This is a genomic window from Aeribacillus sp. FSL W8-0870, assembly GCF_037963755.1.
GTDB lineage: Bacteria > Bacillota > Bacilli > Bacillales > Aeribacillaceae > Aeribacillus > Aeribacillus composti.
Window position 1 is genome coordinate 896002 of record NZ_CP150165.1, and the last position, 21045, is coordinate 917046.

A 21045-nucleotide genomic window follows, 5' to 3' on the forward strand; every position below is an offset into this window, starting at 1 on the left:
CTGTATGGTAAAGGTGACCAAACCATCAACCATGGAGGAAATTTCGCATGCAATCTCAGTTTATCAAAGATTTGATCACTTTACCAGGCTTTCTTATTCATGGAGAACGAAAAGAGGGAGAACGATGGATTTTTGAACTTTCCCTCCCTCCTCATTGTCCGATCTGCCCGACTTGCTTCGGACGGACAACCAAAATATCATCGAAACGAAAACAATGGATTCATGGCTATACAAATACGGTCGGTTTATTTTGGATTGAACTTCCCATAGAAAGACGGCGTTGCCAAGCCTGTTTTCTGACGTTCACCGTTTCTTATCCGGGACTTCCGTCTCACAGTATCGCGACGGAATCGTTTCAACATTGGGTCGCCCAGTTATGCATCGGAAAAACGATTCAAGAAGTCGCTCGCTTGTTACAACTCGCCTATACGACAGTAGAACGCTGGTTTTATCAATATGCCCCGGCTCTTTTACCAACATCGAATCCTACAGTAGTATGTGTGGATGAATTCGCTTTCCGAAAGGGACATGATTACGGAGTAGCGGTGATGGACACACAGACTCGGAATGTCCTTTCCATTGCTTCTGGAAAAAATGAAGAAGCCATTGTGGAGGCGCTTCAACCCGTCGCCTCCAAAGTGAAGTATGTTGTCAGCGACTTGGCTCCTGCCATGAGAAAAGCCATTGAAAAGGTATGTCCAAAAGCCATCCATGTTCTTGACCACTTCCATGTGATTCAGTTATTCACCGATGCACTGGAACGTTGTCGCAAATACCTTGCCAAAGGCGGAACCAAACATGGAAGCGTTCGCCGCGTGTGCCGATTGTTAAGCCAACGTCCAGAAAAATTAACAGAAGAAGAGAGACAGGAAGTTCGACAATGGTGCCAAGAAAGTGCTTATTTACGTGATGTCTATCAAGCACTTCAACATTTCCGTTACGTATCCAAAAGCCAAACAAGAAAGCAAGCCGAAACTCGTTTGACCCAATGGTTTGACCGGTACCTTTTTAGCGACTGTGCCGCCGTACGCAGTATTGCCAAGGCACTCATCACCCGAAGAGACGCAGTGCTTTCTTGCATCGTTTTTTCTTACTCAAATGGTCCAATGGAAGGAATCAACAACAAAATAAAATTGATCAAAAGGCGAGGATATGGGTATCGAAATATCCAGCGTTTTACTTTGCGTGTCCGTCTAGAGACCTCTATCACATTTTAACGTAAAAATCAAGTACATCTTTTGGTGATGAACCAAAAAAATGTGTAATTGTTAGTTTTTTCAAAAGGAATTGTAAGATTTTTGTCGTATATAGTAGAATAGTACGATTTTTTGTAGAAGGAGGTTGGGGAATGGATAAGCATCAGATGGAGAATCATATTTGGCTGGCTTCTTTATTTCATTATCTTTATCCCATGTTTATCGAAAAAAAATTGATAGACGATTCGGATACTGAAACTTTGTATATGCAAACGATCCATTCTTTAAGTAATAAAAACCGCTTTTTTCAAAAATATTATCAAAACTTATCCTCCGATCAAAGTAACATTAGCATCATTAACTTTTTTGTTAGAAGGGCTTCTCAATTAAGTACATTGGAATATGGGATACATGATGGGACGAAAGTGAATAATTTTGTTCCTCTTCAGTCTATATTTTCCAATTTATTTGATCAACAGCAGAAAAAAAGTTTTATGTACCCGTTGAAGCCGCTTGAATTGTCAAATATTTTGCCAACCGAAAATGTTCATAGCGATTCGATCGGACAATTGTTTTCTTCCTTTTTGAAAGAACTTGAGAAAATACATAAGAAAGAGCAGCTGCTATTTTTGCTAGAAAAATATTTTTGGAGTGTTGCTGACGCCAATACTGTTGATATCTCTTTATACGACTTAATGAAAACGAATGCTGCTATTGCTTGCTCTCTTTATAAGCAATATGAAAAAGGATATTTGGATATTAAAGAGTTTAATGAATCGTCTGATCGTTCAACTAAACAGTTTATGTTAATCCATGGGGATGTATCAGGGATTCAAAACTTTATTTTTAATATCCCTTCAAAAGGAGCTGCTAAAAGTTTAAAAGGACGTTCCGTGTACATAAGTTTGCTTTCAGACGTTATTGTACGTTATATACTTGATGAATTGGAACTGCATTCAACGAGCCTTTTATATAATGGCGGAGGAAATTTCTTCATTCTGGCACCTTATTGCCAACAAGAAAAATTTGTGAGCATCCGGGAAAAAATTTTGCAGCATTTGCTTGAAGGGCATGATGGTGAGATTTACTTTGCGATAGATTTTGTTCCTGTTTCCATGGCCGATTTTCAAAATTTCTCAAGTGTATGGGAATCATCGAAAACAAAAACAAGTCGGTTGAAAAAAAGAAAATGGAGTGAACTTGGACTTGAGTCTAAGTTTAAGGAGATTTTTGGACCGCTGGATAAAGGTAATGATGAATCTCATGTGTGCAAAGTTTGCGGTTCATTTGGCAGCAAACGGCCTATAAATGAAGAATTTTTTGATGATGATGATTCTATGGCTGTCTGTACAATGTGCAAAAGTTTTATTAATTTAACGAATGAATTACGTGATGCTGCATATTTAGTCTTTCGAAAAGCTACCTCTAATGACCTTGACTATAACACATATCAAGATATGTTTCGGCAATTCGGTTATGATATTTCATTTTATTCCAACATGAACCAATATTCACCTAATAAGCAGGAACAATGGTACAAAATCAATGATACGAATTTTGTTGAGGATCATTGTGATGGGTTTCAATTTGGAGCTTATTTTTTACCTCAAGGAAAGGATGGACAAGTTACGTTTGAAGAATTATCACAAAGAGCTATCGTCAATGGGAGAGGGGATGCGAAACTTGCTCATTTAAAACTGGATGTTGATAATTTGGGGATGATTTTTGGTCAAGGATTAGGGGAGCGCAGCTCCATTTCGAGAGTGTCCGTGTTAAGTAGAATGCTAGGCTTATACTTTGGAGGCTATATTAACCAACTCATAGAAGAACATCGCTGGCAAGAAACGTTATACGTTGTTTTTTCTGGTGGAGATGACACATATGTGGTTGGAACTTGGAAAGATGTGTTTGCTTTTGCAGAGAAATTTTATCAGTATTTCCGATTATTTACTTGCCAAAATCGTTATATAACCTTTTCAGCAGGAATGAATGTATTTTCCTATCAATTTCCAGTTACTCGTGCGGCGGATATAACGGAAAACTCTTTAGAAGCGGCAAAAAAAGCAAGTGGTATTTCAAACGGTAATTTTCCGCCTATAAAAAACAAAGTTTCATTAATGGGGGAAGTGTTTAACTGGGAAGAGTTTAAGCAAGTAAAGGAAATTGAATCTATTTTAGAAAAAATGGTCATTGAATACGATAATCGTAGCGTGTTGTATAAAGTGAATAAAAGTACACTTGGATTTAAGCATATTTTAAAAGATTCTACACAGGGTAAGTTTCAGCACGTAAAATTTTGGAGGCTCTATTATTATTTACGGGATATTAAGAAAAATTATAACTACCGTTGCAAAAAGTTTGGCAAAGAAGCTGCAGGCGAGGATTACGTAGAACAATTAGTCCATCAATACCGTCAAATCGTTGTTCATAATCTTTTTCATTCCAAAGAAAGGGATCAAATCCGTAAAATTATGATCATTCCTGTTGCGGTGAAATGGGCGGAATTAGCGACAAGAAAAGCGGAGGAGGAGAATGAATGACTGCTAAATTAAAAGGAAGAATTAAGTTTTTTAACGTTAGGGACAACTTTGGATATATGATTACGGCTGACAAAAAAGAAATTAAGATTACGAGAGAAAATTTCGCGGGACCGCCGCTCAGTGAAAAAAATGAAGAAGTTTATTATTTATTGACGAGAAATGGTTCCAGGGAACAAATCTCAGAAATTGAAAGCCCTTATGCCTATTATTTTAAAAATAATGTATTACGTTTGGACAACTGTGATTATGATGAGTTTTGCGATAAAGCTTTAGAATACGCAACAAAATTAAGAGGTCCCAAGAATCAAGCGGAAGTTACTACCTCGATGGTAAGAAAAATTTATGACCAAATCATGAGAGCTAAAAGCATTAGCGAATTGAAACGACTTCGCCCCCAGTTTGCCTATTTGGCCGGTCGGAATTCAGATAAGCCGAGAGTAGGAGAATTAATGCATATATTGGATTACTTGGTGAAACATGCAAGGCCGACTGGAGAAAATGATACTCTCCATTTACAATACATACAACAGTTTATGGAAGCTATTCTTGCCTATTTGAAATATGCTGAAGAATTAAAATAAACGGAGGTAATGGATCGTGAAACTGTTAGGAAAATTGTTAATTACAGGCCATATTGAAGTGCTCACGGGACTGGCAATAGGAGGATCCAAAAGTGATGTGGCCATTGGGGGAATTGACAATAACGTCATTAAAAATTCTGAAGGTGTTCCTTATATACCAGGCTCATCATTGAAGGGAAAGCTTCGCAGTTTGATCGAAAAACGTGAGGGCCGTACAGAAGTTTGCTCATGTGGAACGGATAAATGCTTTATCTGCACAGTGTTTGGAACAGGCCTGCCTACTAAAAATAAAAACATAACGGCGGGACCGACCCGTTTATACGTAAGGGATGCAAAATTAAATGAGAATACAAAAAAACAAATGGAAAAAAAAGAAGGGATTTTTTCCAATTTAGAACTTACCTATACAGAAGGAAAATGGGAAAATCAAATTAATCGATTAACTTCAAAGGCAGCTCATCCTCGTCAGCAGGAACGGGTTCCAGCTGGGAGCATATTCGATTTTAATATGATTTATAATATTTTGACGAAAAAAGATATCGAATATTTTCATCAAGTAATAACCGCATTGAGATTGCTTGAAGATGACTATTTGGGCGGAAACGGTTCACGGGGCTACGGAAGAATCCAATTTCAAAATGTATCCATTTTATTGAAAACTGTCTCAGATTATGAAAGCGGAGGCACAGGCAAAGAGATTTTTTCGGGTTTGTTATCGGATTTTGAGGACGAAGAGGCAAAAAATAAATTAAAAAGTTTGGTAGAAGAGGAAGAGAAAGCATGAAAATAGCCAAACTATTGCTTAATGATCATGCAAAATTTCATTTTGGCGACTCCAGCGGTGACTTAAAGGATCATTTTTCTTCAGATCAACTTGTTTCTGCGTTAATGAATAATGTCGTCCTTTTATATGGGGATAAACAGTTAAGTGAATTTACATCGTTGTTACGTGAAGATCATATTCATTTTTCCTCCATCTTTTATGGGTTGGATTTTTTGCCGAAACAACAACATAAAAATGGTGCGACGATCTATTTTTTTCCGCGGCCAAAAGTGGATTTTATGAGCACTGAACAACATTCCGTTTCCTATAAGGAAATAAAAAAAATAAATTATGTTTCAATAAAACTATTGGAAAAGCTGTCAAAAAGTTGGAATGAAGAAGAGGAGGCTTGCAAATTTGATTTTCGCTCAATCGTTTTAATCGGGAAAAAATTTGCTGTTTTACGGGAAGAAATAGCTGATTTAGAATGTACAGAACAAGAATTACAGTCTTTGCGCTTTTTACATTTTGACAGTAAACCTGGAGTGGAAGTAAGCAGAGATTTGAAGAAGCCGGGCAAATTTTACTTTCAAGAGCATTTGGAAGTGACCTTTGACGAAACAAAATATTATCGTGTCCAACCCTTTATGTATTTTATAATTGACGGAAAGCTGCCTGTCTTTTTAAACGCGGCCATTCAATTATTGGCAGATGAAGGAATTGGAGGAAAAAGAAGTTTAGGAAAAGGATTTTTTCATAAAATTGAATGGAAAGAAACTTCCTATACATTGCCGCAAAAGGGGCGATATTTTATGAATCTTTCCACTTATTTTCCGAAAAAAGAAGAAGCAGGAAAATTGTATTTTTATGAATTGGAAAAAAGAAGTGGCTTTGTATATTCGTTAGGTGGAAAAACAGTTCGGAAAAAAAGCGCCATGGTCATTAATGAGGGGAGTTTGTTTAGGGAAAAAGTAAAAGGTGATATGATCAATGTAGAGCCTGAAAATTTTGATCATTCCGTTTATTTATATGGGAAAAGCATATTTGTTGGTTTTGGAGGGAAAACATGATGGGAAATGGCTTAACCCTCCGTTTAGAAACAGTTACTCCTCTCCATATTGGCAATGGTGACATCCTTTCTCCGTATAGTGATTATATTTTTGATGATGAAACCGGAATGGTCTATATTATTGATCCTCATAAGGTCGAAAAGGCATTATATGAAATGGAAAATAACGAAAAAGTTATTGATGAATTTGTTCAAAGGATTTCTGCAAAGAAATATACAAACGATGTTTATACCTTAAAACACTTTTTTAAAGAGTATGGTTTGAATTATAAGCAATTGGCAAGATCAGCCGTTCAAACGAATGCCGATGTAAAAAATGAAGAAATTCAAGAGTGTATTAAAAGCAGTGCAAGACCTTTTATTCCGGGAAGCAGCATTAAAGGTGCTGTTCGTACAGGTTTATTATTTGTACATCGTCAAGAAGACGGTTTTTCCCTTGATGATGTTCCCAAAAATATGAAACAATCTAATGGTGAGGATTTATTTGGTAAATTCGAAAATGATTTATTAAAACATTTACATATATCCGATTCAACGATGTTAAAACCTGACGAAATCATGATTGTGAAAACTTTGCGGTTTGATTTCAAAAAGAAAACCGGAACTATACCCGTTACAAAAGAAGCCATCCCGGAAAATACACAATTGACATTTCGGCTTCAATGTAAAGCAAAGCGGAACTATCACTCTTTAGATAAACGATTTTCTTATTTATATAGTGAAGAAGGAGAAAACGGCGAACGGAAGATTTTACATATGGTCAATTCCTTTTATAAACAACTAATTGAGAAAGAATGGAATTTACTGAAGGAATTGAAAATTCCGGAACTTAGTCTGGTAACAGACTTATATGAAAAATTGCTGAAGAGTGCACAGCAGTTTGAGAAGGAACAAAACGGTGCTGTTATGAGGCTGGGAAGCGCTAAAACGTTTTATGATAATACAATTGCCGGTTTATTTTCACCACAAGATCTTAAAAAGATTAGAAATAAAACAAATTTGGGAAGTTATCTTCCTTTTCCTAGAACAAGATCTGTTATTCAAAACGGTCAGGTTTATGAATCGGTATTAGGATGGGTATATATTATGATTTAGAGAAACTTATTTTAGGAGTTTTAAGATGAAGTTGTTTGTCATTTTGTCTCATAAATTGTCAGAAATACAAATACAAGAAATTAACCAACGTTTTAAAATTGATGATATTGTGTATCTGCCGGATTCCCTGCAAAAAATATGGTCCAATATTCCCCCATCAGGGGAATGGCAAGAAGATTTTTTAAGAGAAATAAAAAATTGGCTTTCAAAACAGTTGAAAAAAGGGGACAAACTGATTGTTCAAGGGGAATTTGGCGCAACATTTTGCCTCGTTCAATGGTTAAAGAAAAGAGGATACGCTGTTTATTATGCTACAACTGAAAGGAAAGTGATAGAAGAACAACTAAAGGACGGAACCATTCGAACGAATCGCATCTTTCAGCATGTCAATTTTAGAGAGTATCCACAATAAATAGATTTGTTGTTGCTATTTTTAAAAGTGGATTGATAAAAAATTGTTGTGCTGGTGCTGATTGCATAATTCTAAAGGAAAAACATTTATTGAAAACCAAGAACGGAGAATACTTACTTTCAAGTGAAATGAACTTTTTACTATTTCCTCAGTCTTCGCTGGTGAATTGTTCAATGAATGTGTTCCTATGAATAGAAGCGGGGGTGATACTATGTACCATACAGTAGTTATGACATGCGGTGTTTCCATTTTTGGTTCTGACAACATATTTAGCCAAAAAAGCAATGACACACCTGATATAAATGTTTCGTTGCAAGAAAAAGCCGAAAAGGAACAAATTGACTCAATAAAAGAAAAATATCTCCAGTTTGCCAGAACTGTTGATAGTGAGATTTTAGAAAAACCAACAGAAGTTTCTGCAGAGTATTCCATGTTATATGCATTAAGGGAGAAAGGGAAGCTTGGAAAACATCCAAAGGTTATCCTTCTTTTAACCAATACAGTTGGCGGGGAAATCTCGAAAGAATTGCTTTGTTATTTGTTTGAAAAATATTTTCAGGCTCATGTGGAAGCTTTATTTGTGGATATTGATGTGTCAAATCCAGCAAAATTAAATGCTACCATTGGTGATTATTTGTTAAAACTTAGTATTGCACTTGAACAGGGTGAACCGAATTCTACATGTTTTGCGCCAATTGGAGGATATAAAGTGATGACCTCCTTTGGATCAATTGTAGGTTCCTTTTTAAATTATCCCACAGCATATTTACATGAAACGAATCAAGTGTTGCATGAAATACCGCCTATTCCGCTGGATATAAAGGATGAATTTGTGCATCAAAATGTGGAGCTACTACGCAAATGCCAAAGAAATTATCAACCTTTAAGCGAATTAACGAAAGCAGAACGAAGATTTATTAAACAATTTCCTTCTTTATTTCATTTGGAAGATGAATTTGTTGGTCTGACCGCATTTGGTCTGTATTTGTTTGAACGCAGCAAATATGAGCATTTATTTGGAACAAAATATGTTGCATCAAAACAAGTCCGGGATTTTACAAAACAAAATCATCACCAGTCTATTTTTATTTATCAGCAAATGCGGGAACTTGTCAAAAAATTAAAACACGGTGAAGCACGGCAAGAAGAAATCAGGCATGAACTGCAATTTCAATTGAATCCGAAAAAAATAAATTTTCATCTTTATAAAGGAGCAAGAAATGGAAAAACCCCATTCCGCTTGGCTTATCGTTACGAGGAAGAGGAAGATGTTCTATACGCCAACTATTTATGGCTCGATCACAACCTGTATGAGCGGGAGGCTGCAAAAGGAAAGGGAATCTACCAGCAAGAGTCCGGTTTTGAAGATATAACGGAATATTTGATCAAAAATTAAAAATGGTGGTGGTTAAGATGGCAAGAAATGTATTGCTTTCTTTTTTAGGACTTAGTGATTACAAACCTTGCTTTTATACATATCAGGGGGAAACTTCCTCCTATACCCGTTTTGTTCAAACGGCCATTTATGAACTTTTTAAAAAAGATGGTGAAATGGATGTTGTAATTTTTTCAACGAAGGAGGCGGAAAAAAATAATTGGATCGATCGGGTCAATGAAGAAAATCAATTAGTGGAAGGTTTAAAAACAACTTTTCATCGCATTGATCCTAAAGCAAACATAAAATTAGTTGTAATTGATAGTTCACAAGATGAAAGAGCGAATTGGCAATTATTTGATGCTATCTTGAATGAGATTCAAGAAGGTGATTGCATTTATTTCGATATCACCCATAGCTTTCGCACTATTCCGTTCGTTTCTTTAATAGTATTAAATTATGCAAGATTAGTAAAAAAAGCATCAATTGGTAAGATTATGTATGGATTTTTTGAAAAGTTAGGAAATCCTAGAAAAGTGGATAACATACCAGTTGAAAAACGATTGGTGCCTATAATTGATGTAACCAATATGGCAGCGCTACTTGATTGGACAAATGGAGTGGATCAATTTATTCGGACAGGGGATGCAACAGTCATTCAACAATTTACATCCAATGAAGTGAAAAAAATATATACAGATCCAGATTCTACTATAGAAGAGAGGAAACAAGTTTCAGAATTAAGAGAATTAGCGAATCAACTTGATATGGTCGGAAAATTGATGCAAACAGCCCGCAGTTTGCAAATTGCAGAAGAAATAAAAAAATTCCGCGAGCAATTAAATAAGGTTCGCAATATTGAAACGGACACGGTTAAACCGTTAATTCCGTTGTTGGATGAAATGGAAAAGAAATATGAAAATTTTACGGAAGATCCCTTTCAGAATCTTTTTGCAATGGCCGATTGGTGTGAAAAAAATCAATTAATACAACCCGGACTCACTTTGTTGCAGGAAAATGTGGTGACAGCTATTTGCAGATTGTTCCGTTTGGACGAAACAAACAAAGATATTCGTACCGATTTGCATTCAGCGATTCGTATTTTATTGGAGCGAATTCCTGAGGAAGATTGGCAGGTAAAAAATCCTTCATTTGTTGCGGATATAGTTGAAAAACTTAAACCTTATCGAGATTTACTTAAACCTTTCAACCCGATCACAGAATATCGGAATGATATTAACCACGCAGGCACAAGAACGGATGCACGCCCTCCACAAAAATTTTATCAACAATTATCTGAAAGCATCCAAAAATTTAAGCCATTTTTTGAAGAAGTATCAAATTCTTCGAAAAATTACAATTTAAAATAATGAAAAATAGAATTTATGGTTGTTGACAAAATGGTAGTTTCTTGTTTCTACATAAAAGATTTTTCGTCGAAATACTCTTTTTCCTCTGGTTTCTAACTGCAAGGGTTTCTCTTGAGATAAAACAATTGGAAAATAAAAAGAGATTTTTATCAAATTAAACCATCAACAAGATTTAAAAGAAAATTAGCATTTAAAAATAACAAGTGTCCAAACGAAAAAATAAAATTCAAAGTTTGTTATGAAAATATAAGTAACTTTCATTATCCAATATAAAATGAAATCTCATTTCTAAAAAATTGTCGTCGACCTCCAATCGTGCAAAAATCCCGGGGGATCGACGACACTTTATTTTTTTGAATAACGACACAAAAACTGCAGAAAAATAAATGAAAAACAAAGAATTGATAAAAATTCCTGTTTACGTTAAAATGAAAATAACAAAATTTCCAGTATTATCAAAACTTTGTCATATCAACAACTTTTGGGGTTTTTATCTTAACTACTGTAGATGAGCAATCTAAACGTTGTCATTTGTATCTGCCATAAGAAAAAGAGTTTTTATCTTAACTACTGTAGATGAGCAATTTTAATTACAATAATTACCATGTAAAAGAGACAAACAGGGTACCCCTTATGCCACGTGGAGCTGTTTTTTCACGGTATCAATGGGAATATTTTGTTTCGCTGCACGGTAAATGAACTCCACGAGGCTATGTCCTTTTCTCTTGCGCAGAAGATCGAGCCCATCAGAAACATCGCTGTTCGACTCGAACATGCTGTACACGTAAGCAAGCTGCACCAAGATCCAGTAGCGTTTCACCGCCCGACGTCCGCGAACGCGGTATCCATCGAGTTTCAGCTGGTCTTTCGCTTGACGGAAAAAACATTCGATCGACCAACGCTGGGCATAGTAGCGCAAGATCTCTTCATCGCTTAGATCCCGGTCGGTGCTCAAGACGCAGTGAAGATGTTCCGATGTCATCGGCTGATCGGCTTTCCAAGCGAGCAGCACCACGGCATCATCGAGACCTTTGAGAGAGCCTTCGTAGCGATAAACCCGATAACGCTCTTCTCCCACCGTGACGAGGTGAGTGTCTTTCGGTTCGATGTAGCGGGCAAACTGTTTGGCTTGGATGGCGATGCCTTTCGGATAGAGAATCCGGTTCGTTTTGAGCATTGCGATGACGTGAAATCCTTTTTTCAGACAGGCTTCCACGAGCGCTTGCGATGGATACCACGAATCCATCAGCACATAAACAGGACGGTGTACATCCAAAGAAGAAAGCATCTCGATCGCGAGTTCCCCCTTGCTTTTCCCAGCCGCCTTGTCGTAGAGGCGGAACGCAAAGGGAAAAGCCTGGGTCATCGTATGAACCATGAGCCAAACGAGAGAATGTCCCCAGATCGACTTTTTCTCTGTGTGAGAATAGTGCCAATCACACCCTTGAATGGCGTGCGTTGCCTGTGACGAAGGCTTGGTTTTTTGGCAAATCGTATCATCGATCGAAACAAAAAGGGGTTGATTCTCCTGTTTGGCGATGCGTTCGACACGACAAAGCATCCACTGTTGAAGTTTGCGAAGCAGCGTCTCTTCATCCCAAGGGCTTTTCGTGAAAAAATGGCTGAGTGTCGTGCGGTGGTTCGGATGAAAGCTCCAATGATGAAGATCGGTCAATGTTCCCGCAAATCCTTTGGTGGTCAGCGCATCCACGATATGAACGAGATGCTTCATGACAGGTTTTGAAAAATAAAGTGCCAACCCCAACATCGTGAAAAACTTGTGGATTCCTTGATGATGTGCTAATCTATTCATGAGACATGAACCTCCTTGTGAATAGTTTTGGTGACACATCTATTCTAATCAAGGAATCGGGTTCATGTCTCTTTTTTTGTTTGGTTGTAAATTTATGTTAGCGAATTTGCTCATCTACAGATATAAAATACGGTGACAATAAAGAAAACCTGTACAAAATTGAAAATGGGAGAATCCGTCCATCGAAATCTTTGCAAGATTCTCTTAATCGTATGTTAAAAGGCAACCGAGAATTTACAATGATTGATGAACAAAAAGTAGTATACGAAACAGCACTTCAGCTAGCGAAAGAAATGGAGAAAACAAAAACAAAACATGTATTAATTGTTGAAGGCGGACCAGGTACAGGAAAATCTGTGTTAGCAATTAATTTATTAGTGGAGCTAACCAATCGAAATTTAGTCTGTCAATACGTGACGAAAAATGCAGCTCCACGAAATGTATATGCTCGTAAACTACGTCAAGACTTTCGAAAAGGCCATATCGATAATTTATTTACAGGCTCAGGTAGCTTTATAAACACGCCTGAAAATGAATTTGATGCTCTTATTGTTGATGAAGCACATCGTTTGAATGAGAAATCAGGAATGTTTCAAAATTTGGGCGAGCATCAAATAAAAGAAATTATTAAAGCTTCTAAACTAGCAATCTTTTTTATCGACGAAAGGCAACGGGTTACGATAAAAGATATAGGTAGTACCAAGTTAATTGAACAATATGCAAAAGAGTTTGGTGCTGTTATTTTAAGAACCAGATTAGAGTCACAATTTCGATGTAATGGGTCTGATGGCTATTTAACATGGATTGATGATGTATTGCAAATTCGAAAAACGGCAAATGCCAATTATTTTGATATGAACTACGACTTCCATATTTATTCGGATCCAAACGAATTAAGGCAAGAAATAGAACGACTAAATAAAGGAAGAAATAAATCACGGATTGTAGCCGGATACTGTTGGGATTGGAAAAAAGAAAGTAAGAATGATCCAAATCATTATGATATTGTCCTACCAGATCACAACTTTAAAATGAGCTGGAATCTTGGTAACACAGAAACGTGGGCGATAGATGAAGATTCGGTATTACAAGCATGATGTATCCACACTTGTCAAGGGCTTGAATTTGACTATGTAGGCGTCATTATTGGAGAAGACTTAATATGTCGTAATGGCGAGATTCAAACAGACTATACAAAACGAGCTAAAACAGACACCTCATTAAAAGGCATCAAAAAAATAATGAAAGAACAGCCAGAAAAAGCACAAAAACTAGCCGATGAAATCATTCGAAACACCTCCTCCCAATTAGCCTTTTCATATTTTCAAACCACTGAAATTTGCTCCTTATTTACTTAGCTTACACATTTAGAAGTCTTTCTCACTATATCTGACCATCCTGAACTTAAAATGTTTGAAATGTTGATAGAAGGAAGGTTGTTCATTTTTTTGGGAACGTTCCCGAAAAAATTCATAATATTAATCCCGATTTTACAATTATTAAACTTTAATTAATAATCATTTAACACCTCATTTATAAAATAAAAAGTGAAATCAGGACTTAAGAGTTTTGGGAATGTTCCCAAATTGAGAAATGAGGATGTGATAAATGGTCACGATTATTGATATCGCCAAGGCAGCTGGTGTATCAAAATCAACGGTATCAAGAGTTTTATCCGGTAACGGTAGTTGCAAAAAAGAAACGAAAGAAAAAGTGTTAAAAGTTGCGAAAGAATTAAATTACAAACCAAATCGACTAGCACGAGCAATGGTTACGAAAAAATCAGGGATTATCGGTGTCATTATTTATAGAAAACATATGCCGATCATCGCCCATCCATTTTATGGACCAATTCTTGATGCAATCGTAACAGAAACGAAAAAAGCTGGCTACAGTATTTTAATATTAGCAGACGATGAAGTAACAGGAGAGGCGTCAATAGAGCTTCTTGAACATCAAATTGACGGAGCTATTTTATTAAGCCGTGTACCTGAACAATTAATTACGATTTTCCAAGAACAAAACATACCTTTTGTACTCGTAAACAACACGAATATGGTAAAAAATTCTAATTATATTGTGAACGATGATTATCTCGGTGCGTATGATGCTGCGATGCACCTCTTATCGAAACATTATACAAAAATCGCCTATATTTCCGGTCCTCTTGAACATCGAAGCTACCGCCTTCGATGGGAAGGCTTTCAAGCTGCCCTTTCTGCAAAAGGTTATGAAATAAAGCATTACCATCGAGCGATTGGTGACTCAAAGATGGAAACGGGGATGGAATATGCGTATAAGTTCATGCAGTTAGAAGAACGACCAGATGCCATCTTTGCTAGTAACGATATGATGGCAATTGGTGCAATGCAAACGATCCATTTCATGGGAATGAAAATACCAGATGATGTAGCCCTAATGGGTTTTGATGATATTGAATTTGCTAAATTAACATTTCCTGCTCTTACAACAGTCCGTGTGGACAAAAAGAAAATGGGGGGACTTGCTGTTTCCAAGCTTTTTGCCCTGCTGAATGGCGAAGACTTTGGCATGAAAAAAACAATCCTTCCTTCTGAAGTTATTGTTCGAAAGTCTACCTAAATCATACAAAAGGAGTTCAATCATGTTAAAAGAGTTGTTACAGAGTGAATTTCCTGAATTAATGGTAAAACTCATTCATTGTTCAGATGGTCAAATTGTCGACGATTTACAGTTATGTGAGGTAGCGATTGCAATTTATAAGCTAATGAGTGAAATAAAGCCGAATGACCCATATCCATTAGCTCGAATAGCAGAAGCCTACCATTTACGGGGAGAGTTGCGAGAAGCAGGTCATTTCTATCAACAAGTACTTGAACTTGATCCTCCTTCCTCTCTAACGAATAAAGAGGAAGAAAAAGTGATGAAATATGCTCCTATTCTTTATACAACAGAGAAGGAATGCTTTGATTTACTAGATGTAGTAGCGATACATCATCCTTCTAAACCACTTATTGCTTATCACTTATTTTGGGAGGATGATTACGATTATCCCGATGATTATGAGCCATGTGACCATGAGCAGATTTGGGTGGAATACGATGAAGAGACTGAGGAAGTCCTAAAGGTTTCTAGTTTTGTTCATGGGCGTATCATTACGACTCAAGAATCTGCTGATGAAGCGAATGCAAATAATGGTCGGCCACTCATCCGAATCGAATGGGGAAAACATGCTTCTCTTTTAAAAGGATGGGAATCGTTAAAGGATCCACAAACAGGTCGAACAATTAGAGATATGTTAAGAGAAACATATGAACATGTGAAACAAGGTGGACGTATTCCCGACCATCCACTAAAACGATTGTGGCCGAATGGGTTTGACGGAACATGGGAAGATTATACGAACTTTTCAATCGTCATCGATACCCAAGATTTTTTGAAAAAGAAACGATTCATGGCACAATCATACTGGTCGAATGCGGTTATCCAACAGTATTTTTTACGATATAACTTTCATCCAAAGTATGATTGGCCATTTGAAACAAAATAAGGAGGTATGATGATGCGTATGTTTAAAAAAGGTATTGTTTTCATTGTTTCAATACTCTTTGTTTTACTTACAGCCTGTAATAATAATCAAGCAAAAACTTCTTCAAGTGATGAATCAAATGAAAATGGTAAAGAAGTCGTCACGATTAAAGTACAAACGTTTGGTAGTGAAAAAACACGATTAGAAAACCTGGAAGATTCAGCTAAAAAGCTAAATCAAGAATTAGAAGCTGAAGGAAAAAATATTGAGGTTAAGCTTGAAACAAATGCATTTGATGGAAGCTGGGAAGAATATCGAAAACAGTTTATCTTAGCGTATAAATCGAAAAATGAGCCTGATATTTATCTAACCGGACATGAAGATATTGCATGGTTAGCAAAAGGGAACTATATTTTACATCTTGATGAACTAAAGGATTCAGAGGCATATAGTGATGTATACCCAACACTTTGGGAATCAGTCACTTGGGATGGACATATTTGGGGTGCCTTACAAGATACAGAAGCGCGACCAATCTTCTATCGTAAGGATGTCTTAAAGAAATTAGGTTGGACAGATGAAGAAATTGAATCACTTCCTGAAAAAGTAAAGAACGGTGAGTTTACCGTTGAAGATATGACACGTGTCGCAAAAGAGGCGAAAGATGCAGGACTTGTAGAGTGGGGAATTTTACACCGACCCGTGAATGGTTCTGAGCTTCATATGATTGCGAAAAACTTTGGAGCAGAACTTTATGATGAAAAAGTGGACAAGCTTGTATTTAATAAAGAAGCGATTTTAGAAACACTTCGTTATTTTGAATCCTTAACACAAAAAGAAGGTGTAACTCCAGAATCGATTACATCAATGGAATGGAAAAACGTTCACCAAATGATGATTGATGGAAAAGCGCTCTTCTGGTATGGCGGTATTTGGAACGTCTTTAACTACATGGAGCAAGGGGCAGAGTTTGATGATATTATGAAAAATTTTGGGTTTATGCTTGTTCCTGCAACAGAAAAAGGCGGAAAACCAATGACACTATCACACCCATTTGTTCATACAGTGTCTTCTCAAACGGAACATCCGGAGCTTGTCATCCGTTTACTAGAGCTTGTTGCAGCACCTGAATATCAAGCAAAACATTCTGTTGAAACGTTCCATTTACCAATTAATAAAAGTGGTGCTGATGTTGAAGAATTTAAAAATGATGAGTTCTTAAGCACTGTCACATATATGCTCGATTACACAACGTTCTTACCAAATCATGCTGACTTTAATAAATACGCAGATGCTTACTTTAAAGCGATTCAAAGTGTAGAGCTTGGTAAGAAGACACCGGAAGAAGCACTGGCAGATATGGAAGTGCAACTTCAAAACGATCTTGGGGATGAAATTATTGTGAAATAATGAAAATATAATAGAATCTCCACCTGAAAAGGGTGGAGATTTATTTGGTCATGACATGTCATGTTTATTTTTCAAGGAATCACAAAGAAAAAGTGAGAAAAAGGGAACGTTCCCAAAAATATGTCAGTATGTCAATTCACAATGGAAAGGGTGAGAATAGGTGAAAAAGAGGTTATTACCATATATCATGCTAAGTCCATTCTTAGCTCTTGTCCTTTTATTTTTTGTTGTTCCGGTTATCATCACAACTTTAATGGCTTTTACCGATATGGACTATGCGATGGAATGGAATTTTATAGGATTCCATAACTTTGAAAAAATGGTGACGGACCCAAATTTTTTTCAATTAGTCACAAATACCATTTTTTATGTTGGTGGAACGCTCCTCATCAACGTTTTATTCGCATTACTGCTAGCATTACTTTCATCTTATTTTATTCAACACGAAAAATCAGGAATGTTTTTTAGAGCATTATGGATGCTCCCTCGCATCACACCTCCAGTTGTCTACATTTTATTATGGTTATGGTTATTTGATGCAAGTGAATATGGGTTATTGAATACTCTAAATGCCTTGCTTTTTTCCAAAGAACCCATGGCTTGGCTTTTAGAACATCCAATGACAGCCATCATTATTGTCAACGGGTTTGTCGGAGCATCATTTGGGATGGTCATTTTCTCTTCAGCTATTCAATCGATTCCGAGAGAGTTGTTTAAGGCGGCGAAGGTTGACGGTGCATCCGAATGGTCTGTAATTAAAGATATTATTTTACCTTCTATCAAATGGCCTGTTATGTTTGTCAGTGTATGGGAGCTTCTTTCATTGTTAACATCATATGAATATATTTTGTTGTTAACAGATGGAGGACCGATGTTTGACAGTGAAGTATGGGCCCTTTATGCCTTCCATAAAGCCTTTAAAAACTTAGAATTTGGATACGGCTCCGCTTTTTCGCTTATATTAGTTGTGGTAGCGATTATCGTGACAGGAATGATGTTAAAGCTGCTTGGATTTAATCGAATGATTCAATCATCAAGAATCGATTAAAAGGGAGGGGATGTTCTTGAATTTGGAAATGGAAGTTAAAACAGAATCGAAAGTGAAAATGTCTACATTTTCAAAATTAAAAAGGCGTCGTAAATTAATCATCTCCTATACGATATTATCCTTTCTTTCTTTACCACTTTTTCTGATGTATGTATGGTTGTTTTTTTCATCCATTAGTACGGATATGATCGCTGGTATTATTCCAACCAATATTACGTTTGAAAATTGGCGTTTCCTTTGGGAAAACGTCGAAATTGGTTCAAAACAATTACCAAGCATTTGGAAAGCGACATGGAATACGTTCGTTCTTGCCAGTGGGTTAACGGTCATGGAAGGCATAATTAGTGTAATGGCTGGATACGCCCTTTCTCGTATGGAGTTTCCAGGTCGTCATTTCTTGCTTCGTTCTATCATTTTATTACATGCTTTTCCAAGTGTCGCACTTTTGATTGCCGTTTTTTATGTTTTAGACACGTTAGGACTTATTGACACACTTTGGGGCGTCATGCTTGTCAAAGCGGCGTTACAAATTCCGATGTCTACTTATATTATTAAAGGATTTTTTGATGATGTTCCTTGGGATGTGGAATGGTCAGCACTCATTGATGGATGTAATCGAATCAATGCTTGGTATCAAGTTGTCATTCCATTGGTGAAGCCAGGAATTGCAGCGATTAGTATTTTCTCCTTTTTAGCTGGTTGGTCGGAATTTCTTCTTCTTTATGCCTTTATTTTTGATGAAAAGAATGTTACGCTTGCGACTTATTTGCAGAAAATCATTGGTGATTTCCAAATGGTTGACTATGGATTATTAACAGCTGCAGGATTGTTTTATATGCTACCTGTCATTTTCTTCTTTATATTTACCCAAAAATCACTTATGCAAATGAATATGGGGGGGAGTAAGCACGTATGAACATTCGGCTAGAACATGTTTCAAAGCAATTTTCCAATCATCTCGCAATTCATAATTTAAACCTTGATATTCGTGACGGAGAATTTATTTGTTTGTTAGGGCCGAGTGGTTGTGGAAAATCGACGACCTTAATGATGTTAGCAGGACTTTATCAGCCGACAAAAGGGAATATTTTCTTTGAGGATCAAGTGGTAAACCATTTAGAACCGAAAGATCGTAATATCGGAATGGTTTTTCAAAGCTATGCTCTTTATCCACATTTGATTGTGAGAGATAATATTGCCTTTCCGTTAAAACAACAAAAGGTTCCGAAAAAAGTACGTCATGAACGTGCGGAAGAAGCAGCACGTCTTGTACGTTTAGAAAACTTTCTTGATCGAAAACCGAGTCAATTATCTGGTGGACAGCAGCAGCGCGTAGCAATGGCACGTGCCCTTGTCAAAGAACCGGACCTTCTTTTATTAGATGAGCCAATGTCAAACTTGGATGCCAGATTAAAAATTGAAATGCGTGATGAAATTCGTCAGCTACAAAAAAAGTTAAACATTACCACGATTATGGTGACTCATGACCAAGAGGAAGCAATGGCGATGGCCGACCGTATTGCTATTTTAGACCAAGGGAAAATCCAACAATTTGACACACCAGAACGTTTATTTACACAACCAAAGAATTTGTTTGTGGCAAAATTTTTAGGTAATCCGCCAATGAACTTTTTGGATGGAGAATTATTTATTGAGAATGGTGACCAACTTATCAGAGGAGAAGGTTTTCAACTGAAATTAAACAAACGTTTAAATTTACCAACAAGCACAAAAGTAAAGTTAGGAATCCGTCCGCATGAAATGAAGGTTGTTTCAGAAGATGAGGGTTCTATTTCGGCTATTGTTACAAATATCGAACATTTAGGCCGAGAGCAGCTTATCTCTGCTAAAATTGGAAAGCATTCGGTGCGATTCTTTGTGGAAAACGAAACAAAAATAAAAATCGGCGAACCAATTCATTTACACCCAAAAACAGATGCCATCCATATTTTTAGTGAAGAAATGGGTGAAAATTTGCTGGTATAACAAAGAGAAAGCCAGGGACGGTCATGAGGATAGAAGGGGAGATTCGATAATGGAACAACTGCGTACGAATGCAGAAAACATTGCCGTTGAAGTTGGGGATTGGATTCGTAAACAGTGGGCAAATATTAAAAAAGTTGATTTAAAATCCAATCATACCGACTTAGTGACAAATATCGATCGAAAAAGCGAAGAGCTCATTATGAAAAAAATAAAAGAACGATATATACATCATCACATTTTATCGGAAGAGCAGGCGAATGGACAAAATGGATTTTCCATCCTAGCTTCATATGATGATTATTGTTGGGTCATTGACCCATTAGATGGAACGATGAATTTTGTTCATAACATTTCTCATTATGCAGTATCGATTGCAGTGATGAAAAATGGGGACCCAATCGTTGGAGTCATTTACGAACCAAACCGACGAGAGTTGTTTTCTGCTGAAAAAGGGAAAGGTGCATTTTTAAACGGTCAACCTATTCAAGTTTCTAAGCAAGATCGGTTAGAAGATAGTTTATTGCATACTGGTTTTTGTGCCCCCGATTGGAATGTAAATAGCTCTCTTCAATCTGAATTCCAAAAGGGATATGGAAGATGTCGTTATATTCGTATAACTGGTTCATCGGCACTTGATTTAGCATATGTTGCTTCAGGAAGAATTGACGGCTTTTGGCAGCGGGGCTTATCACCTTGGGACATCGCTGCAGGTGTTTTACTTGTTGAGGAAGCTGGTGGCAGAGTATCAGGAATAAAAAATGAAGACTATCGAATGAAGGATGGAAATATGATTGCTAGTAATTCAAAAATCCATTTACCTCTCTATGAAATGTTAAATAAAGATTGAAAAACAATCAGAAACGTTGTGAACTTGATTTG

The 21045-nt window shown here is 36.8% G+C and carries 17 protein-coding genes and 1 pseudogene; 17 read left to right on the forward strand and 1 reads right to left on the reverse strand.

Going from position 1 to position 21045, the window contains the following annotated elements; all coding sequences use genetic code 11:
- Positions 1–47 precede the first annotated feature (47 nt).
- The 9 genes from NSU02_RS04315 to csx2 all read left to right on the forward strand — a co-directional run bounded on the left by NSU02_RS04315 (position 48) and on the right by csx2 (position 10401).
- Positions 48–1217, forward strand: coding sequence for an ISL3 family transposase (locus NSU02_RS04315; protein WP_021292746.1), 1170 nt, complete (start codon positions 48–50; stop codon positions 1215–1217).
- 131 nt (positions 1218–1348) lie between these two features.
- Entirely contained in the window at positions 1349–3736 is a 2388-nt protein-coding gene (gene cas10 / locus NSU02_RS04320; protein ID WP_339194403.1) for a type III-A CRISPR-associated protein Cas10/Csm1, read from the forward strand.
- Positions 3733–4317: a type III-A CRISPR-associated protein Csm2 gene (gene csm2, locus NSU02_RS04325; RefSeq protein ID WP_339194405.1), complete on the forward strand. Its 585-nt coding sequence runs from the start codon at positions 3733–3735 to the stop codon at positions 4315–4317. Before cas10 ends, csm2 begins: the two co-directional genes overlap by 4 nt.
- A gap of 16 nt (positions 4318–4333) precedes the next feature.
- Complete coding sequence (csm3, locus tag NSU02_RS04330) at positions 4334–5101, forward strand: type III-A CRISPR-associated RAMP protein Csm3 (protein WP_339194409.1); 768 nt, start codon at positions 4334–4336, stop codon at positions 5099–5101.
- Positions 5098–6150, forward strand: coding sequence for a type III-A CRISPR-associated RAMP protein Csm4 (gene csm4 / locus NSU02_RS04335; protein ID WP_339194412.1), 1053 nt, complete (start codon positions 5098–5100; stop codon positions 6148–6150). The genes csm3 and csm4 overlap by 4 nt, the downstream gene beginning before the upstream one ends.
- A complete protein-coding gene (gene csm5, locus NSU02_RS04340) occupies positions 6147–7244 on the forward strand; it encodes a type III-A CRISPR-associated RAMP protein Csm5 (RefSeq protein ID WP_339194414.1) in 1098 nt (365 codons plus the stop codon). The genes csm4 and csm5 overlap by 4 nt, the downstream gene beginning before the upstream one ends.
- Before the next feature lie 25 nt (positions 7245–7269).
- A complete protein-coding gene (gene csx20, locus NSU02_RS04345) occupies positions 7270–7656 on the forward strand; it encodes a CRISPR-associated protein Csx20 (RefSeq protein ID WP_339194417.1) in 387 nt (128 codons plus the stop codon).
- A gap of 211 nt (positions 7657–7867) precedes the next feature.
- Positions 7868–9052 (forward strand): CRISPR-associated protein, encoded by a 1185-nt coding sequence (locus tag NSU02_RS04350; protein WP_339194420.1) that lies wholly within the window; start codon positions 7868–7870, stop codon positions 9050–9052.
- Positions 9053–9069: 17 nt separating this feature from the next.
- On the forward strand, positions 9070–10401 hold the full coding sequence (gene csx2, locus NSU02_RS04355; protein WP_339194423.1) for a TIGR02221 family CRISPR-associated protein: 1332 nt from the start codon (positions 9070–9072) through the stop codon (positions 10399–10401).
- A gap of 631 nt (positions 10402–11032) precedes the next feature.
- On the opposite strand, the gene NSU02_RS04360 is transcribed toward csx2, so the two are convergent.
- A complete protein-coding gene (locus NSU02_RS04360) occupies positions 11033–12214 on the reverse strand; it encodes an IS701 family transposase (protein ID WP_339194425.1) in 1182 nt (393 codons plus the stop codon).
- 122 nt (positions 12215–12336) lie between these two features.
- On the opposite strand from NSU02_RS04360, the pseudogene NSU02_RS04365 reads away from it, so the two are divergent.
- The 8 genes and pseudogenes from NSU02_RS04365 to NSU02_RS04400 all read left to right on the forward strand — a co-directional run.
- Positions 12337–13512: pseudogene (locus tag NSU02_RS04365) on the forward strand (DUF2075 domain-containing protein); the annotation flags it as partial.
- A gap of 310 nt (positions 13513–13822) precedes the next feature.
- Positions 13823–14815 carry a LacI family DNA-binding transcriptional regulator gene (locus tag NSU02_RS04370; protein ID WP_339194427.1) on the forward strand — a complete coding sequence of 331 codons (993 nt, stop codon included), beginning with the start codon at positions 13823–13825 and terminating at the stop codon, positions 14813–14815.
- Positions 14816–14837: 22 nt separating this feature from the next.
- On the forward strand, positions 14838–15743 hold the full coding sequence (locus NSU02_RS04375; RefSeq protein WP_339194429.1) for a tetratricopeptide repeat protein: 906 nt from the start codon (positions 14838–14840) through the stop codon (positions 15741–15743).
- 6 nt (positions 15744–15749) lie between these two features.
- Positions 15750–17132 (forward strand): extracellular solute-binding protein, encoded by a 1383-nt coding sequence (locus tag NSU02_RS04380; RefSeq protein WP_339194431.1) that lies wholly within the window; start codon positions 15750–15752, stop codon positions 17130–17132.
- 160 nt (positions 17133–17292) lie between these two features.
- A complete protein-coding gene (locus tag NSU02_RS04385; protein WP_339194433.1) occupies positions 17293–18180 on the forward strand; it encodes a sugar ABC transporter permease in 888 nt (295 codons plus the stop codon).
- Positions 18181–18196: 16 nt separating this feature from the next.
- A complete protein-coding gene (locus NSU02_RS04390) occupies positions 18197–19096 on the forward strand; it encodes a carbohydrate ABC transporter permease (protein ID WP_339194435.1) in 900 nt (299 codons plus the stop codon).
- The gene (locus NSU02_RS04395; protein ID WP_339194437.1) at positions 19093–20166 is read left to right on the forward strand and encodes an ABC transporter ATP-binding protein; all 1074 of its coding nucleotides are present in this window, start codon (positions 19093–19095) and stop codon (positions 20164–20166) included. Before NSU02_RS04390 ends, NSU02_RS04395 begins: the two co-directional genes overlap by 4 nt.
- 49 nt (positions 20167–20215) lie before the next feature.
- On the forward strand, positions 20216–21013 hold the full coding sequence (locus tag NSU02_RS04400) for an inositol monophosphatase family protein (RefSeq protein WP_339194439.1): 798 nt from the start codon (positions 20216–20218) through the stop codon (positions 21011–21013).
- The last annotated feature ends 32 nt before the right edge of the window (positions 21014–21045 follow it).

What these genes read in the sequence shown, in the direction of transcription:
- NSU02_RS04315 (WP_021292746.1), top strand. Translation starts at nt 48, where the DNA reads ATGCAATCTCAGTTTATCAAAGATTTGATCACTTTACCAGGCTTTCTT.
- cas10 (WP_339194403.1), top strand. Translation starts at nt 1,349, where the DNA reads ATGGATAAGCATCAGATGGAGAATCATATTTGGCTGGCTTCTTTATTT.
- csm2 (WP_339194405.1), top strand. Translation starts at nt 3,733, where the DNA reads ATGACTGCTAAATTAAAAGGAAGAATTAAGTTTTTTAACGTTAGGGAC.
- csm4 (WP_339194412.1), top strand. Translation starts at nt 5,098, where the DNA reads ATGAAAATAGCCAAACTATTGCTTAATGATCATGCAAAATTTCATTTT.
- csm5 (WP_339194414.1), top strand. Translation starts at nt 6,147, where the DNA reads ATGATGGGAAATGGCTTAACCCTCCGTTTAGAAACAGTTACTCCTCTC.
- csx20 (WP_339194417.1), top strand. Translation starts at nt 7,270, where the DNA reads ATGAAGTTGTTTGTCATTTTGTCTCATAAATTGTCAGAAATACAAATA.
- NSU02_RS04350 (WP_339194420.1), top strand. Translation starts at nt 7,868, where the DNA reads ATGTACCATACAGTAGTTATGACATGCGGTGTTTCCATTTTTGGTTCT.
- csx2 (WP_339194423.1), top strand. Translation starts at nt 9,070, where the DNA reads ATGGCAAGAAATGTATTGCTTTCTTTTTTAGGACTTAGTGATTACAAA.
- NSU02_RS04360 (WP_339194425.1), bottom strand. Translation starts at nt 12,214, where the DNA reads ATGAATAGATTAGCACATCATCAAGGAATCCACAAGTTTTTCACGATG.
- NSU02_RS04370 (WP_339194427.1), top strand. Translation starts at nt 13,823, where the DNA reads ATGGTCACGATTATTGATATCGCCAAGGCAGCTGGTGTATCAAAATCA.
- NSU02_RS04375 (WP_339194429.1), top strand. Translation starts at nt 14,838, where the DNA reads ATGTTAAAAGAGTTGTTACAGAGTGAATTTCCTGAATTAATGGTAAAA.
- NSU02_RS04380 (WP_339194431.1), top strand. Translation starts at nt 15,750, where the DNA reads ATGATGATGCGTATGTTTAAAAAAGGTATTGTTTTCATTGTTTCAATA.
- NSU02_RS04395 (WP_339194437.1), top strand. Translation starts at nt 19,093, where the DNA reads ATGAACATTCGGCTAGAACATGTTTCAAAGCAATTTTCCAATCATCTC.
- NSU02_RS04400 (WP_339194439.1), top strand. Translation starts at nt 20,216, where the DNA reads ATGGAACAACTGCGTACGAATGCAGAAAACATTGCCGTTGAAGTTGGG.